Below are 15834 nucleotides of genomic sequence, written 5' to 3'. Positions count from 1 at the left end.
CAGCACACGCACTCCCTGGAATCGGGTCGCCGCCGCTGTCCGGACACCACGGGCCGGATCAGAACAGCACGCTCATGAAGGCCCCGGTCTCGGCGAAGCCGACCCGCCGGTAGGCCGCGCGCGCGGGGCCGTTGTAACTGTTGACGTAGAGACTGGCGATCGGGGCCACCTCGCTCAGCGCGTGCCGCAGGACGGCCGCCATGCCGATCTCGGACAGGCGCTCGCCGCGCCGCTCCGGCGCGACCCACACGCCCTGGATCTGGCACGCGTGTCGGGTGACCGCGCCGATCTCCGCCTTGAACACCACCCGGCCGTCCTCGATCCGGGCGAACGCCCGCCCGCCCGCGATGAGTTCGGCCACCCGAGCGCGGTACAGGGTGCCGCCGTCGCCGATCAGCGGCGAGATGCCGACCTCCTCGGTGAACATCGCCACGCACGCGGGCATCACCAGGTCCAGCTCGTCCGGACGCACCCGGCGCACGAGCGGATCCGGGGCGACCTCGCGCGAGGGTTCCTCGGCGACCATGAGCGGCTGCACCGGCCGCACGTCGCGAGCGGGTCCCCACACCGGTTCGAGCAGACGCCACAGGTCGCCGGCCGCCTCGGCCGGGCCGACGATCGACGAGCAGCGTCGGCCCTGGCGGCGGGCCCGCTCGGCGAACGAACGTATGGCGTCCGGGCCGGCCTCGACCGGGACCAGGTTCGCCCCCGCGTAGCACAGCGACGTGAGCCGACCACCCTCGTAATAACCCCACAGCTCGCCACCCAGTCGCCACGGGTCGACGCCGGCGAGTCGAACCCGGGACGCGACGAAGACGTTCGTGACGGGGTCACGGTCGAGCAGCGCCTGGACGGCGGACAGGTCGCTCCCGTCCAGGACTTTGGTGGAAACCGAGCTCAGCACGTGCCTCACCATGCCATCAGGCGGACCTTGGGGAAATGCCAGTCTTGCGGCACCACCCTATGCAGGTCCGGGCCGCCCGCGCCGCCCGGGAGGCGACGGGATCGGCGACCGGGGCCGGTGCGGCCTGTGGGCGGGTCAGCGGCGCGGGTGTGGGACCGGCGATCGGCGCGGGTCGGAATCGGCCGACGCGGGGCCGGTGCACTCGACGTCGGTCGCGGGCAGGGTGCCCTCGACCAGGTAGGCGGTGCCCCGGTCGTCGACGCACGAGCCCTCGACCAGGTAGTGCCCGTGGTTGCCGTTGCCGCGCACGGTGAGCAGCCGCGACGAGGGCAGCGCCGCGTGCATGCGCAGGGCCCCCTCGTAGGGCGTCGCCGGGTCGCCGACGGACTGGACGAGCAGGACACCGGGCAGACCGGCGCCGTCGATCCGGGTCGGCGGGGCGGTGTTGGTTTGTAGATACAGGCACGCGCCCGGAGCGGCGATGGCCGCGCCCAGCGCGCCGTGCCGGGCCCGGAACACGGCCATGTCCCGTTCCAGGACCGCCTCGTCGGCCGGGAAGGGCGCGTCCGCGCAGGCGACGGTCTGGAACACCGACTCGAAGTTGACCTCGTCCGCGGTGGCCGGTTTGCGCCCGGCGATCAGCGCGGTCGGATCGCCCGACGCGTAGTCCGCGAGTGCGCCGGACAGACTCGCCCAGTTCCGGTCGGTGTACAGCTTGCCGAGCGTGTACTGGTCGAGTTCGACGCCGCCGAACACGCCGCCGGCGGGGTGTTCGGCGAGTTGCCCGCGCAGCCGGTCCCAGCCGGCCAGTACGGCCGCGGTGGAGTCGCCCAGGTGGAAGCGGTCGGTGCGCTCGGCCGTCCACGCGGCCCAGTCGTGCCGACGCGCGTCGAACCCGCGGGCTTGCAGGAAGCCGGTCCCGTACCAGACCTCGGTCGGGTCGACCAGGCTGTCGAGCAACATCCGGTGTACCCGGTTCGGAAAGAGCTGCCCGTAGACCGCGCCCAGGTAGCTGCCGTAGGAGTAGCCCAGGATCGAGATCCGGTCGGCGCCGAACGCGGCCCGGACCAGGTCGAGGTCACGGGCGATGTCCCGGGTGGTCAGGTGCGGCAGCAGGTCGCCGGCGGACCTGCGGCAACCGTCGGCGAACGCGCGGGTCGCGGCCAGGTGCGCCGCTCGGCTGCCGGGCATCGCCGGGTCGGGCCGGGGGGAGCGGCCGAAGGTCTCCGGGTCGGTGCACTCCACGCGGGTACTCGTGCCGCGCCCGCGCAGGTCGAAGCCGATCAGGTCGTAGGCCCGGCGCAGCCGCTCGGGCAGACCGCCGGCGAGCGCTCCCATCGAGCCGACGCCGGCGGCGCCCGGGCCGCCGAAGTTGACCATCAGGATGCCCTGGTACTCCGCCTTCGTCCCGCTCGCCGCGACCTTGGAGACGCCGACCCGGATCCGCGGGCCGCCCGGACGGGCGTGGTCCAGCGGGGCGCCGATGGTGCCGCAGCGCTCCCCCGCCGCGGTGCCCGGTGGGCAGCCGCCCCACGTGATCGGCCCGGGGTCCGCCCCGGCGGGGCCGGCGACGGTCAGTACGGCGGCGGTCAGCACGCCCGCCAACAGGACGCGGACGGCGCGGATCACGATGCCTCACAGGTGGTGTCGCGGCCCGGCGGGAGCGTGCCGTCGGTCAGGTAGGCCGCGGCGGCCCGCAGGACGCATGGGGCGGGCTGGAACGCGAGGATCCCGTGGTCGCCCTCGTCGAGCACGGTGATCAGGTGCGAGGAAGGCAGTGCCTGGTGCAGCGCGCTCGCCCCGGCGGGCGGGGTGGCCGGATCCCGGGTGCCCTGGACCAGCAGCACCGGTGGCAGGTCGTGGCCGTCGATCGTCGGCGGTGTGCGGGCGGGCACCGGCCAGAAGGCGCAGGGTGCGTTCAGCCAGGTGTTGGACCAGGTGGTCAGGGGCGCGGTGCGGTCCACGGCGCGGGCGTCGCGGTCCCACACCGACCAGTCGCGCGGCCAGGGCCCGTCGTGGCATTCGACGGCGGTGTAGATCGCGGTGCCGTTGGCGTCCTGTGCGGTGGCCGGCGTGTACAGCGCGGCCAGCGGGCCCGGGTCGCCTCGATCGTGCGCGCGCAGTGCCGCGGCGAATTCCGGCCAGCTCCGCGAGTTGTACAGGGCGCGGGTGGCGAGGTCGCGCAGTTCGGCGGGGCCGACGAGGCCGCCGGCGGGCTCGGCTCGGACGCCGGCGAGCGTGCGGGCGAACAGGTCGTCCAGGTCGGCGCCCTCGGCCGCGACGAGGTCTCGCCAGCGGCCCTGGAAGGCGATGTCCTGACGCAGGTTGATCCGGTACCAGACCTGGTCCGGCCGCGGGTCGACGACGCTGTCCAGGATCATCCGGTCGACCCGCTCGGGGAACAGGTGCCCGTAGACCGCGCCGAGGTAGGTGCCGTAGGACCAGCCGATGAAGGAGATCCGCGATTCGCCGAGCGCGGCGCGGACCAGGTCGAGGTCGCGCGCGTTCTCCAGGGTGCCCAGGTGCGGCAGCAGGTCGCCGGCCCGCTCTGCGCAGCCGCGCGCGTAGTCGCGGGCACGTTCGATCAGCCGCTGCTCGTCCTGCGCCGTGGCGGGCACCGGGTCCGGCTTCGGGGCCCGGTCGAAGCTCGCGTCGACGCAGGAGATCGGGTCGCTGTGGTGGTTGCCGCGCGGGTCGACGCCGACGATGTCGTAGCTCTGCCGCACCCGTTCCGGCATCGCGCGCCTGACGAGGTCGGCCGGCCACATGCCGCCGCCGCCCGGACCGCCGGGATTGACCACGATCGTGCCGCGCCGGGGCGCGCCGCCGCCGGCCGGTGCGAGCGAGACGCCCAGCGTCGTGGTGGGCCCGTCGGCGCGCGTGTGGTCGACCGGGACCGCCAGCGTTCCACAACGCAGTCCGGGTGCGGCCACGTCGGCCGGACACGCACCCCAGGCGATCGCGGCCGGCACCCGGGCGGACGGTCGCCTCGCGCCCGGGTCGGGTCCGCTCGCGGGAACCGCCGCGGTGCCCACGACCATGCCGACGACGGCCAGTGCGGCCACGATGATGCGTCCCACGCGCGACGCCCCTCCCCCCGGGGCGGCGCCCCGATCACATCTCTCGATGATCGGGGCGCGACTACCGGGGGTAGGGGCGCATCAACGATATGTCACCCGGGTGGCCGAGTGGATTGATCCGGTCGAGCGGCGGGCCGGGCGGGCCGGAGCTGCCGCGGCGGATCGGACTCGGCTCAGGCGATGTCGACGATCGGGTCGCCGCTGAGCACGCCGTCCGCCTGCATCTGCTCGGCGAGCTTGAGGGCTTCCTCGATCAGGGTCTCGACGATCTTCGACTCGGGCACGGTCTTGATCACCTCGCCCTTGACGAAGATCTGCCCCTTGCCGTTGCCGGAGGCCACACCCAGGTCCGCCTCGCGGGCCTCGCCGGGGCCGTTGACGACACAGCCCATGACGGCCACCCGCAGCGGCACCTTGAGCCCGTCCAGGCCGGCGGTGACCTGCTCGGCGAGCTTGTACACGTCGACCTGGGCGCGACCGCAGGACGGGCACGAGACGATCTCCAGGCCGCGCTGCCGCAGGCCCAGCGACTCCAGGATCTGGTTGCCGACCTTGATCTCCTCGACCGGCGGAGCGGAGAGCGAGACCCGGATGGTGTCGCCGATGCCCTGCGCGAGCAACGCGCCGAACGCGACCGCGGACTTGATCGTGCCCTGGAACGCGGGACCGGCCTCGGTGACGCCCAGGTGCAGCGGATAGTCGCAGCGCTCGGCGAGCAGCCGGTATGCCTCGATCATCACGACCGGGTCGTTGTGCTTGACCGAGATCTTGATGTCCCGGAAGTCGTGCTCCTCGAACAGCGAGCACTCCCACAGCGCGGACTCGACCAGTGCCTCGGGGGTGGCCTTGCCGTGCTTGGCGAGCAGCCGCTTGTCCAGCGACCCGGCGTTGACGCCGATCCGGATCGGGGTGCCGGCGGCGGACGCGGCCTTGGCGATCTCGGCGATCTTGTCGTCGAACTGCTTGATGTTGCCCGGGTTCACCCGCACCGCGGCGCAGCCGGCGTCGATCGCGGCGAACACGTACTTGGGCTGGAAGTGGATGTCCGCGATCACCGGGATCTGCGACTTGCGGGCGATCGCGGGCAGCGCGTCGGCGTCGTCCTGCGAGGGCACCGCGACGCGGACGATCTGGCAGCCGGAGGCGGTCAGCTCGGCGATCTGCTGAAGCGTGGCGTTGACGTCGGAGGTCAGGGTGGTGGTCATGGACTGCACCGACACCGGAGCGTCTCCACCGACGGCCACACTGCCGACCATGATCTGCCGTGACTTGCGGCGCGGCGTGAGGGGCCGGGCAGGTACGGACGGCATTCCGAGCTGGATCGCGGTCATTCTTTTCGGTCCCGTGGGTCGGCGCGGTAGGTCGTCCTCAAAGCTACGCCACCGCGACGAGGTGCGGACGCGCGTGTACCCCCATGCCGGCCCACCTGTTGCCTGATCGACACACGTGGGCCGGCGTGGGAGCCGGACGGGGTGGGGCGTACCGCGCTAAGTGAGCTTGACCGGGTTGATCAGGTCGGCGATCAACACCAGCACGGTGAAGGCGATGAAGATCGACGCCACCACGTAGGCCACCGGCATCAGCTTGGCCACGTCGAAGGGGCCCGGGTCGGGCCGCTTGCGCAGGCTCGCGATCCGCCGACGGATCGACTCCCACCACGCGCCGACCACGTGTCCGCCGTCGAGCGGGAGCAGCGGAAGCATGTTGAACAGGAACAGCGACAGGTTGAAGCCCGCGATGATGAAGATCATCAGACCCACCCGCTGGGAGGCGGGCACATCCAGCGCGGCGACCTCGCCGCCGACCCGGGCCGCGCCGACCACGCCCACCGGCGAGTCCTGGTCGCGGTCGTCGCCCTGGAAGGCCGCGCCCCACAGTGCGGGCACCTTCTGCGGGATGCGCAACATGCTGTGGAAGGCGTTGTCGACCATGTCCGTCATGTAGGTGACCGACTGCGACGCGCTCTGTCGCTGGATGCCGCTCGCCGGGCTGAAGCCGAGGAAGCCGGAGTTCTCCAGGAACTGCCCGGGGATCGGGGCGCCGTGGCTGTCGAGCTTGGCCACCTTGTTGCGGGCGATCGTCGGGGTCAGGGTGAGCTGTTCCCCCTTGCGCTCGACCACGATGGTGGCCTGGCCCTCGGTCTTGCGGATCAGATCGCGCAGCGTGTCGTAACCGGTGATCTTCGTGCCGTTGTAGCTGACGATCTTGTCGCCCGCGCGCAGCCCGGCGGCCTTGCCCGGCGCGTCCGGCGCGTTCTCCGGGCACTTGTCGGTCTTGGCGTCGGCGCTGACCACACACTCGGAGACGCTGCTCACCGTGGTGCTGGGCTGGTTGATCCCGAAGCCCATCAGGAACACCGCGAACAGCGCGATGGCCAGGACCAGGTTCATGAACGGACCGGCCAGCATGATGATCGTGCGCTGCCACGGCTTGCGCTGGTAGAACATCCGGTCCTCGTCGCCGGGACCGACCTCCTCGTAGGACGCCTCGCGGGCGTCCTCGATCATGCTGCGCCAGGGTGAGGTGCTGCGGGCCTGGACCTTGCCCGACGCGTCGGGCGGGAACATGCCGATCAGCCGGCAGTAGCCGCCCGCCGGGATCGCCTTGAGCCCGTATTCGGTCTCACCGATCTTCTTCGACCACAACGTCTTGCCGAAGCCGACCATGTACTGCGGCACCCGCACACCGAACATCTTGCCGGTGATCAGGTGGCCCGCCTCGTGCCAGGCGATGGAGAACAGCAGGCCCACGACAAAGACGACGATGCCGAGGATCGTCATGAACAGGGTCAACGGGGTTCTCCTCCGTGGGCGATGATCTCGCGTGCCCGTCGGCGCGCCCAGTCCTCCGCGTCGAGGACGTCCTCCAGTGTCAGCCGGTTGCCGTCCCCACGTACATCATGCTCGCTCACGACGGCGGCGACGGTATCGGTGATGCCGTTGAACTTCAGGTGTCCCGCGATGAACGCGTCGACACACTCCTCGTTGGCCGCGTTGAACACGGCCGGCGCGGTGCCGCCCGCGCGGCCCGCGGCGCAGGCCAGTTCGACGGCCGGGAACGCCTCGTGGTCGAGCGGGAAGAACTCCCAGGTGGCCGCCTTGGTCCAGTCGCAGCCGGCCGCGACCTCGGGCACCCGGTCGGGCCAGGACAGGCCGAGCGCGATCGGCAGTCGCATGTCCGGCGGCGATGCCTGGGCCAGGGTCGAGCCGTCGACGAACTCGACCATCGAGTGCACGATCGACTGCGGGTGCACCACGACGTCGATGCGGTCGAACGGGATGTCGTAGAGCAGGTGCGCCTCGATCACCTCCAGCCCCTTGTTGACCAGGGTCGCCGAGTTGATCGTGATCACCGGGCCCATGTCCCAGGTGGGGTGGGCGGCGGCCTCCTTCGGCGTGACGTCGACCAGGTCGGCGCGGCTGCGACCGCGGAACGGGCCGCCGCTGGCGGTCACCACGAGCCGCTTGACCTGGTCCGCCCGGCCGCCGCGCAGCGCCTGGATCAGCGCCGAGTGCTCGGAGTCGACCGGGACGATCTGGCCGGGCTTGGCGATCGCCTTGACCAGCGGGCCGCCGACGATCAGCGACTCCTTGTTGGCCAGCGCGAGGGTGCGGCCCGCGGTCAGCGCGGCGAGGGTGGGGGCCAGGCCGATCGAGCCGGTGATGCCGTTGAGGACCACGTCGCACGGGTGTGCGGCCAGCTCGGTGGCGGCGGTGGGGCCGGCCAGGATGCGCGGCAGCTTGTACCGGCCCTTGGCGTAGCCGCGGCGTTGCGCCTCGGCGTAAAAGGCCAATTGCAGGTCCTGTGCGGCGGACGCCTTGGCCACCGCGACCACCTCGACCCCCAGTTCGAGTGCCTGCCGGGCCAGCTCGTCCACCCGGCCGCCGCCGGCGGACAGGCCGACGATCCGGAACAGCTCGGGGTGGGCGCGAACCACGTCGATGGTCTGGGTCCCGATCGACCCGGTGGAGCCGAGCAGGACGATGTCCCGTCGGCTGGTCGACTGGTCGGGGGCGGCGAAGGGCGCGTACGGATCGGCCAGGGAGTCCATCCGACCATTGTGGCCCGCGCCGGCCCGGCGCCGAGCCCAGGTCGACGATTGCCCGCGGCGACCGCCCGCGGACCGTGCGGCGGCGGCCGGCGGGCGCTCCCGCCGGCCGCGCGCGGCTCAGCCGACGGGTCGGTGCACGTTGGCCACCTTGGCCGGGCCGGGCGTCGCGTCGGCGATCCACGGGCCCTCGGTGGACGGGTCGAGGACGCCCTCCTCCAACCACAGATACCGGCCCGCCAGCACACCCTCGGTCGCCTTGACGTCCAACACGTCGGTGTTGGTCCACAACCGGCCGAACAACTCGTCCACCCGGACCTGGGCCTGCCGGCAGAACAGGTCGGCGAGTTCGTACGCGGCCCCGCCCTGTTCGACGTCGCGGCGGCGCAGCATGTCGGCCCGTACGCACACCGCGCTCATCGCGAACAACTCGGCGCCGATGTCGACGATCCGGCCGAGGAAGCCCTGCTTGCGCTCCATCGCGCCCTGCCAGCGGGCCATCCCGTAGAAGGTGGAGCGGGCCAGCCGGCGCGAGGCGCGCTCGACGAAGCGCAGATGCGCGGCCAGGCTCGGTGCGCCGACCGGGGCGAACTCGCGGTAGGAGGTCGGCACCTGGCCCTTGCCGGCGACCAGCTTGGGCAGCCACTTGGCGTAGAAGACGCCCGCGTCGGCGGCGGCCTTGCCCTTGGCCTTCAGGTCGGCGTCGGGGTCGATGATGTCGCCGGCCACGGCCAGGTGCGCGTCCACCGCCTCCCGCGCGATCAGCAGGTGCATGATCTCGGTCGAGCCCTCGAAGATCCGGTTGATCCGCATGTCCCGCAACATCTGCTCGGCCGGCACCCCGCGTTCGCCCCGGGCGCGCAGCGAGGCGGCGGTCTCGTAGCCGCGCCCGCCGCGGATCTGGACGAGTTCGTCGCTGACCGTCCAGCCCACTTCGGACGCGTACAGCTTCGCCAGCGCGGCCTCGATCCGGATGTCGCGGCGATCCTCGTCGGCCATCCGGGCGGTCAGCTCCAGCACCGCCTCCAGCGCGAAGGCACTGGCCGCGATGTAGGCGATCTTGCCCGCGACCGCCTCGTGGCCGGCGATCGGGCGGCCCCACTGCTCGCGCTCGCCCGCCCACTCGCGGGCCACCTTGAGCGACCACTTGGCCGCGCCGGCGCACATCGCGGGCAGCGAGAGGCGGCCGGTGTTGAGCGTGGTCAGCGCGATCTTCAGGCCCGCACCCTCGGCGCCGATCCGGTTCGCCGCCGGCACCCGGACGTTGTGGAAGCGGGTCACCCCGTTCTCGATGCCGCGCAGGCCCATGAACGCGTTGCGGTTCTCCACGGTGATGCCGGGGCTGTCCGCGTCCACCACGAACGCGGTGATCCCGCCGCGCCGACCCTCCGCCTTGGGCACCCGGGCCATCACCACGAGCAGCCCGGCCACCACGCCGTTGGTGGTCCACAACTTCACGCCGTCCAGGACGTACGCCTCGCCGTCCTCGGTGGGCACCGCGGCGGTGGCCAGCCGGGCCGGGTCCGAGCCGACGTCGGGTTCGGTGAGCAGGAACGCGCTGACCTCGCGCACGCAACGCGGCAGGAACTCGCGCTTTTGCGCGTCGGTGCCGAACATCTTGACCGGTTGCGGCACCCCGATCGACTGGTGCGCGGACAGCAGCGCGCCCAGTGCCGCGTTGACCGAGCCGACCAGGACCAGCGCCTTGTTGTAGTAGAGCTGGCTCAGGCCCAGGCCGCCGTACTCGGTGTCGATCTTCATGCCCAGCGCGCCGATCTCGGCCAGGCCCTTGAGCACCTCGTCCGGGATCCGCGCGTCGCGCTCGATCACGGTGGGGTCCACCCGGGTGGTGAGGAACTCCCGCAGCACGCGGAGGAAGTCCTCCCCCCGACGGATCTCCTCCGCGTCCGCCTCGGGATGCGGGTGGACGAGGTCGAGCCGCAGCCGCCCGAGGAAGAGTTCCTTGGCAAAACTGGGCTTGTCCCAGTCCTGCTGCCGGGCTTCCTCGGCAACCTTGCGGGCTTCGCGTTCGCTGACAGGGGGCATGGCGGACTCCTCGCGGACTCGCAGCGGAACCGGCGTTGTTACCGACCGGTGTTACCTGCCCGTGCACGTCCACTGAATGCCGCGTGACGCCCATTTGTCCAGAGCTACGGCCACTTGGCGGATCACCGGCCCGCGAGGTCGCGCGGGGGGGGTCGCGGGCGCACCGCCCCCGGAGAAATGCGAAAGGGCCCGGCGGCACCACCCCAGGTGGCCGGGCCCTTCGTCGGTGGGGTGTCTACAGGTCCAGGCCCGTGAGCACCATGACGCGCTCGTACGTGAAGTCGGTCATCGCGTAGGTGACCCCCTCACGGCCGACGCCGGAGTTCTTCGCGCCGCCGTAGGGCATCTGGTCGGCGCGGTAGGACGGGGCGTCGCCGATGATCACGCCGCCCACCTCCAGCTCGCGCTGGGCCCGGAAGGCGGTCTGGATGTCGTGCGTGAACACGCCGGCCTGGAGACCGAACTCGGAGTCGTTGACTGCGGCGAACGCGGCGTCCGTGCCGTCCACCCGGGTCAGCGTGAGCACCGGGCCGAAGACCTCCTCGCAGGCGATGGTGACGCCGGCCGGGACCTCGCTGAGCACCGTCGGCGCGTAGGCGGCACCGTCGCGGGTGCCGCCGGTGAGCACCTTGGCGCCGGCCTGCACGGCCTCGTCCACCCAGGACTGGACCCGCTCGGCGGCGGCAACGCTGACCAGCGGGCCGACGTCGACCGTGTCGTCCTCGGGGTCGCCGGTGACCTGCGCGGCCACCTTCGCCACGACCTTCTCGACCAGGCGGTCGTAGACGCTCGCGTCGGCGATCACCCGCTGCACCGAGATGCAGGACTGGCCGCCCTGGTAGTTGGAGAAGGTCGCGATCCGCTGTGCGGCCCACTCCAGGTCGGCCTCGGAGGACCAGTCGGCGAGCACGACGGCGGCGGCGTTGCCGCCCAGTTCCAGGGTGACGTGCTTGCGCGGCACCGAGTCCATGATGCTCCAGCCCACCGGGCCCGAGCCGGTGAACGAGATGACCGGCAGCCGCTCGTCCTTCACCAGCGCCGGCATCCGGTCGTTGGGGACGGGAAGCACGCTCCACGAGCCGTTCGGCAGGTCGGTCTCGGCCAGGATCTCGCCGAGCACGAGCGCGGACAGCGGGGTGGCCGGCGCGGGCTTGAGGATGATCGGGGCGCCGACCGCGATCGCCGGGGCGACCTTGTGCGCGACCAGGTTGAGCGGGAAGTTGAACGGCGCGATGCCCAGCACCACGCCCTTGGGGATCCGGCGGACCAGCGCGTAACGACCGGTGCCGCCCGCGTCGGTGTCCAGCCGCATGCCCTCGCCGTTGAACCGGCGGGCCTCCTCGGCCGCCCAGCGGAACACCGAGACCGCACGGCCGACCTCGCCGCGCGCCCACTTGATCGGCTTGCCGTTCTCGGCGGTGATCAGCCGGGCGATCTCCTCGGTGCGCTCGCCGAGCCGCTTGGCCACGTGGTCCAGGGCCGCGGCGCGCCGGTAGGCGGGCAGTGCGGCGAACTCGTGGGCGACGGCGTGCGCCGCGGCGACGGCCTCCTCGATCTGCGCGTCGGTGGGCTCGGAGACGCGGCCGACGAGCCGGCCGTCGTACGAGTTCGTGACGTCGAAGGCCGTCTCGCCGGTGGCCTGTCGGCCTGCCTGCCAGAACGCGTGGGTGGTGGTCACTGCTGCTCCTTCTCCGTCAACGGGTGCCGATGATCCCGGTGACTCAACGGTAGGCCGATCGGGCGTCCGCGTTTTTGTCCATCCCGGCCATTCCCGCATCTCCGGTGCTACGACTTGTCCTCACGGACCACGCTCGGGTCGCGCAGCGCGAACCACAGTTCCGCGCGGGTGTCCGGATCGTCCAGGGTACGGCCGAGGATCTCCTCGGCCCGCCGGATGCGGTAGCGCAACGTGTGCCGGTGCACGCCCAGCTCGCCGGCCGCCGCGTCCCACTGCCCGTGCCGGGCCAGCCACGCGCGCAGCGAGCCGATCAGGTCGCCCCGGCCGCCCGCGTCGTGCGCGCGCAACGGTGCGAGCAGTTGCTCGGCCCACGCGTGCACGGCGTCCCCGTCCAGCAGCGGCAACAACCCGCCGGCGTCGCGACCGTGCACGGTCAGCGCCTTCTCCGAGCGCAGGCCCACCGCGTGCGCCCCGAGCGCCTGCCGGTAGCCGTCGGCGGCGGCCGGCGGCTCCACCGGACCGGACACGCCCGCGATCAGGCCAGGCAGGTCCACCGGCTCGACCGGCTCGACCGATTCCGGCAACACCAGCACGCTCGCCCCGCCCAGCTCGCCGGTGAGCGCGGGGGTGCCGGCCCGGACCGCCCGCGCGCACAGTCGCTCCACGAACGCCGCCACCACCGGCTCCGGCCCGGTGGCCACCACCACCCGCCACGGCCCGGGCGGCAGGTCCGCCGCGATGTCGTGGGCCAGTTCGGCCGGCGTCGCCCGCTCGCCGGTGAGCAACAACCGCAGCAGCGCGGTGCGCATCCGGGCGCCCGCGTCGGCACTGACCCGGGACTGCTCCAGGGCCAGGGTGAGCAGCGAGGCGGCGGTGCCCAGCGTCTGCCGGTCGGCGGTGCGCGGCGGCCGGTCCGTGCCCGCCGCCAGGAATCCGCTGATCCGCCGCTCGGCGCCCAGCGACTGGACCACCACCCGCCCGGTGTCCTCGATCCCGGGCAACGACGCGGACGACGGCGCGGGCATCCCGCGCAACTTCTCGATGTCGGCGCGCAACCCGTCGGTGCGCCCCCGGGCCGCGGCGGGCGCGACCTGGCGCAGCGTGCCGTCCGCGTCGTAGAGCGCGGCCCAGCCGTCCAGCCGAGCCGCGAGCCGGCGGATCAGCGTCGCGGGGCCCTCGCGCCCGGCGGCGGCCCGGGTCAACTCCTGCTGGACCGCGAAGCCGGTGGTGACGGTCTCGTACTGCTCGGCCGCCAGCGCCGACGAGACCACCTTGCTGATCGCGATGAACGGCGTCGGCCGCGGCACCTCGAACACCGGGAAGCCGTGCGCCTCGGCGACCTCGACGATCACCGCGGGCACCCGGTCCAGGGTCAGGCCCACCCCGATCCCGAGCCCGGCCACCTCGGCCGCCGCGAGCCGCTCGACGTAGGCGCGGCGCTCGGCGTTGTTGCGGCCGAGCTTCATCCCGGTGGTGAGCAGCAGTTCGCCGCCCTCCAGATAGGGCGTGGGATCGGCGAGTTCGCTCGTGTGCACCCACCGCACCTCGCGGTCGAGTCCGCCCTTGCCCGCGAGCACCCGCAGGTCGAGAGCGGGTGCGCGGACCAGGGACGCGAGGGTGGGCGGCATGTGGGTGTTGTCCAAACTGGAGTGGGAGAGGCTTCCAGTCTGACTCAGCGGCCGAGATCGATCAGCACGGGAGGGGTTCGCTCGCCTTTTCGGGTGGTCAGGCTGACGATGGCGTGCCGGGTGGGCAGATCGCCGGTGATCTCGGTCGGGGACCAGCGGAAGCGCTCGACGGTACGGGTGGTCACCCGCTCGGACCGCCCACTCGCCTTCTCGCCGAACAACGCGCCCAGCACCGAGTAGCGGATCCGCTTGACCAGGCCGCCCTCGGGCGTGCCCATGGTGATCGACTTCTCCTGTTCCTTGGTCATTCCCCAGTACTCGGCGAACAGTTCGGCATCGGCCCGGGAAGCACCCGGTACCACCGCCTTGCAGCCGGCCGCGGCGAACACGGTGTGCCGCAGTGCCGGGGCGAGTTCGTCGAGCGAGCGCACCGACAGCACCAGGCCGGCCCGACGGTTGCGGGCCCACTGCAAGCCCTTGGCCGCGTACTCGTCCACCAGCCGCCCGGCATCGTCGGCGACCAGGCACGCGAACACCTTGCGCGGCCCGCGCTCACGCCGGGGCGTGGCCATCGCCTGGACGAACTGCGACAACACGAGCCGACCGATCAGCCGGGCCGCCTCGGGGTGCGCGGCCTCGTTCAGCGCGATCCGCACCCGCAGCGGCCGGTCGATGTCGCCGGCCGCGAAGCGTTGCCGATCGGGGCGGAACAGTTCGGCGACGCCGGGTCGTTCGAGCACCGCGAGGCGCTGCACCAGCAGCCGCGCGTCGTCGTCGCCACGCGCCATCGCGCGCAACGCCCGTTCGTGTTCGGCATACCGGTCGACCGCCCGCAGCGCGCGCTCCAGGGCGGCGAGCGCGGCCTCGGTGCCATCCAGCAGGTCGAGCAGCGTGCCCACCTCGGGATAGCGGCCGTGCGCGGCCACGTACGCGCCGAGCACCTGGCGCAGCGCGTTGCTCACGGCGTCGCCGAGCCCGATCGCGTTCGGAGGCAGCGCCGCGGCGGCGAGCCGGTCGGCGGCGTCCTCGGGCGAGGCCGCGCCGCCGTACAGATCCAGGCCCGAGGGCGAGTCCGGGTCGCCGACGATCACTTCGAGGTCGTAGCCGCCCGGGCGTTCGAACTCGTCGCCCTTGGCGTCGATCACCACCAGCGACGCGGCGCCGGTGAGCGCGCGCAGCGCCATCGTCTCGACCACCGGTTCGAGCAGTCGGCCCGGCTCGCCCGCCCGCGCCGCCCCGACCACGAGCATCGAGGCGCCGAGCACGTCCGGATCCAGGGCGAAGGCGGTGTCCCGGTACAGCGGCGGGTTCTTCGGATGGTCGGTGCCCACGCCGACCCGCACCTGGCCGGCCAGCAGGTCGTGCTCGGCGCGCCGGGGCCGCAGGTCACGCTGCCCGGAGCCGTGCCGACAGGCCGCGGCGCCGTTGTCGGTGATCTCCTCGGCCACGTCCGCGAGGTAGTCGAGGTCCGCCTCGCCGGCCTCCAGCACCCGGCGCAGCCGCAGATAGTCCACGTCCCGCAGCCGGCCCGCCGACACCTCGTGGTCGAGCACGTCGGCCGCCTCGTGTTGCGCCGCGTCGCGCAACTCGGGCCACAGCTCCGCGTCGGCGACCTGCGCCTCCTCGGTTTCCGGCACCACCTGCTCGCGCGGGGTGCGCGCGTACGGCCGGATCACCACGTCCCAGCGGCCGAGCACCGCGCCCGCGTACAGGAAACCGCCGTTGTAGAGGAGTCGCACCAGCCACTGCCCGTCGTGCAGCAGCCCACGCGGGAAGATCAGCAACAACAGCGCGACGAACGGCCGCATCAGCACGACCCAAGCGACGAAGCCCAGCACCAGGAACAGCGCGGCGCGCCGCCACTGTTCGGGGCGCGGGCGGCCGTTCAGCTCGGCCCGCCGGTCCAGCCGCTGCCACCACGGGCGCAGGAACGGCCAGGCGATCTCGTGCCAGCGACCGAGGTAGCCGAACAGCACGAACAGCAGCACGTAGAGCAGGTTGTTGAACAGCAGCGGCCACATGAAGCTCGGGATGATCTTCCGGACCAGCCAGACGTAGGCGACCAGCACCCAGCTCAGGCTGAGTACCGCGATCACCAGCCACAACACCGCGCGGCGCACCAGCGCCGCCTCGGGCCGGGTGCGCGCGTCGCGCTCGGCGGCCCGCAGTCTGATCTCCCGCTCGTCCCGGCCGTAGCCGTACACGCCGGGGGCCTCCCGGTGCCGCGGTCCGCGCAACCACCCGCGCAGGTCGAACCCGTCGGGGTCGACGTCGCGTTCGGCCGCGGCCGGGGCCGGCACCCGGGCGCGGGCGGCTCGCGCGCGCCGGCGCGCGGGGTCGCCGCGGTCGCTCGGGTCGGCCCCGAAGACCTCGGCCTCGACCGCCGGTGACGCCGGGGAATCCGGCCGTTCCACGTCCACGTCTCGCCCTCCCGGAACCACGCCCTGAAC

The 15834-nt window shown here is 72.7% G+C and carries 10 protein-coding genes; all 10 read right to left on the bottom strand.

What is annotated here, in order from left to right:
• Positions 1-58 precede the first annotated feature (58 nt).
• The 10 genes from ABZ374_RS01120 to ABZ374_RS01075 all read right to left on the bottom strand — a co-directional run bounded on the left by ABZ374_RS01120 (position 59) and on the right by ABZ374_RS01075 (position 15804).
• Complete coding sequence (locus ABZ374_RS01120) at positions 59-904, bottom strand: GNAT family N-acetyltransferase (RefSeq protein WP_360304736.1); 846 nt, start codon at positions 902-904, stop codon at positions 59-61.
• Between the two features lie 135 nt (positions 905-1039).
• Complete coding sequence (locus tag ABZ374_RS01115; protein WP_360304734.1) at positions 1040-2533, bottom strand: alpha/beta hydrolase; 1494 nt, start codon at positions 2531-2533, stop codon at positions 1040-1042.
• A complete protein-coding gene (locus ABZ374_RS01110) occupies positions 2530-3984 on the bottom strand; it encodes an alpha/beta hydrolase (RefSeq protein ID WP_360304732.1) in 1455 nt (484 codons plus the stop codon). Before ABZ374_RS01110 ends, ABZ374_RS01115 begins: the two co-directional genes overlap by 4 nt.
• A 173-nt stretch (positions 3985-4157) precedes the next feature.
• The gene (gene ispG / locus ABZ374_RS01105) at positions 4158-5315 is read right to left on the bottom strand and encodes a flavodoxin-dependent (E)-4-hydroxy-3-methylbut-2-enyl-diphosphate synthase (protein WP_360304730.1); all 1158 of its coding nucleotides are present in this window, start codon (positions 5313-5315) and stop codon (positions 4158-4160) included.
• A gap of 156 nt (positions 5316-5471) precedes the next feature.
• Entirely contained in the window at positions 5472-6764 is a 1293-nt protein-coding gene (locus ABZ374_RS01100) for a site-2 protease family protein (protein ID WP_360305449.1), read from the bottom strand.
• 8 nt (positions 6765-6772) lie between these two features.
• The gene (gene dxr / locus ABZ374_RS01095; protein WP_360304728.1) at positions 6773-8035 is read right to left on the bottom strand and encodes a 1-deoxy-D-xylulose-5-phosphate reductoisomerase; all 1263 of its coding nucleotides are present in this window, start codon (positions 8033-8035) and stop codon (positions 6773-6775) included.
• Positions 8036-8152: 117 nt separating this feature from the next.
• Complete coding sequence (locus ABZ374_RS01090; protein ID WP_360304726.1) at positions 8153-10078, bottom strand: acyl-CoA dehydrogenase family protein; 1926 nt, start codon at positions 10076-10078, stop codon at positions 8153-8155.
• Positions 10079-10313: 235 nt separating this feature from the next.
• Complete coding sequence (locus ABZ374_RS01085) at positions 10314-11756, bottom strand: aldehyde dehydrogenase family protein (RefSeq protein ID WP_360304724.1); 1443 nt, start codon at positions 11754-11756, stop codon at positions 10314-10316.
• A gap of 107 nt (positions 11757-11863) precedes the next feature.
• Entirely contained in the window at positions 11864-13384 is a 1521-nt protein-coding gene (locus ABZ374_RS01080) for a PucR family transcriptional regulator (protein WP_360304722.1), read from the bottom strand.
• A 44-nt stretch (positions 13385-13428) separates the two neighbouring features.
• A complete protein-coding gene (locus tag ABZ374_RS01075) occupies positions 13429-15804 on the bottom strand; it encodes a hypothetical protein (protein WP_360304720.1) in 2376 nt (791 codons plus the stop codon).
• Positions 15805-15834 lie beyond the last annotated feature (30 nt).

Source organism: Embleya sp. NPDC005971 (genome assembly GCF_040629175.1).
Classification (GTDB): Bacteria; Actinomycetota; Actinomycetes; order Streptomycetales; family Streptomycetaceae; genus Embleya.
The sequence above is the reverse complement of the archived record's forward strand: the minus strand, read 5'-3'. Positions and strand labels throughout refer to the sequence as shown.

Excerpts from the sequence above, each read along its gene's own strand:
- ABZ374_RS01080 (WP_360304722.1), bottom strand. The coding sequence starts at position 13,384 with ATGCCGCCCACCCTCGCGTCCCTGGTCCGCGCACCCGCTCTCGACCTG.
- ABZ374_RS01090 (WP_360304726.1), bottom strand. The coding sequence starts at position 10,078 with ATGCCCCCTGTCAGCGAACGCGAAGCCCGCAAGGTTGCCGAGGAAGCC.
- ispG (WP_360304730.1), bottom strand. The coding sequence starts at position 5,315 with ATGACCGCGATCCAGCTCGGAATGCCGTCCGTACCTGCCCGGCCCCTC.
- ABZ374_RS01100 (WP_360305449.1), bottom strand. The coding sequence starts at position 6,764 with ATGACGATCCTCGGCATCGTCGTCTTTGTCGTGGGCCTGCTGTTCTCC.
- dxr (WP_360304728.1), bottom strand. The coding sequence starts at position 8,035 with ATGGACTCCCTGGCCGATCCGTACGCGCCCTTCGCCGCCCCCGACCAG.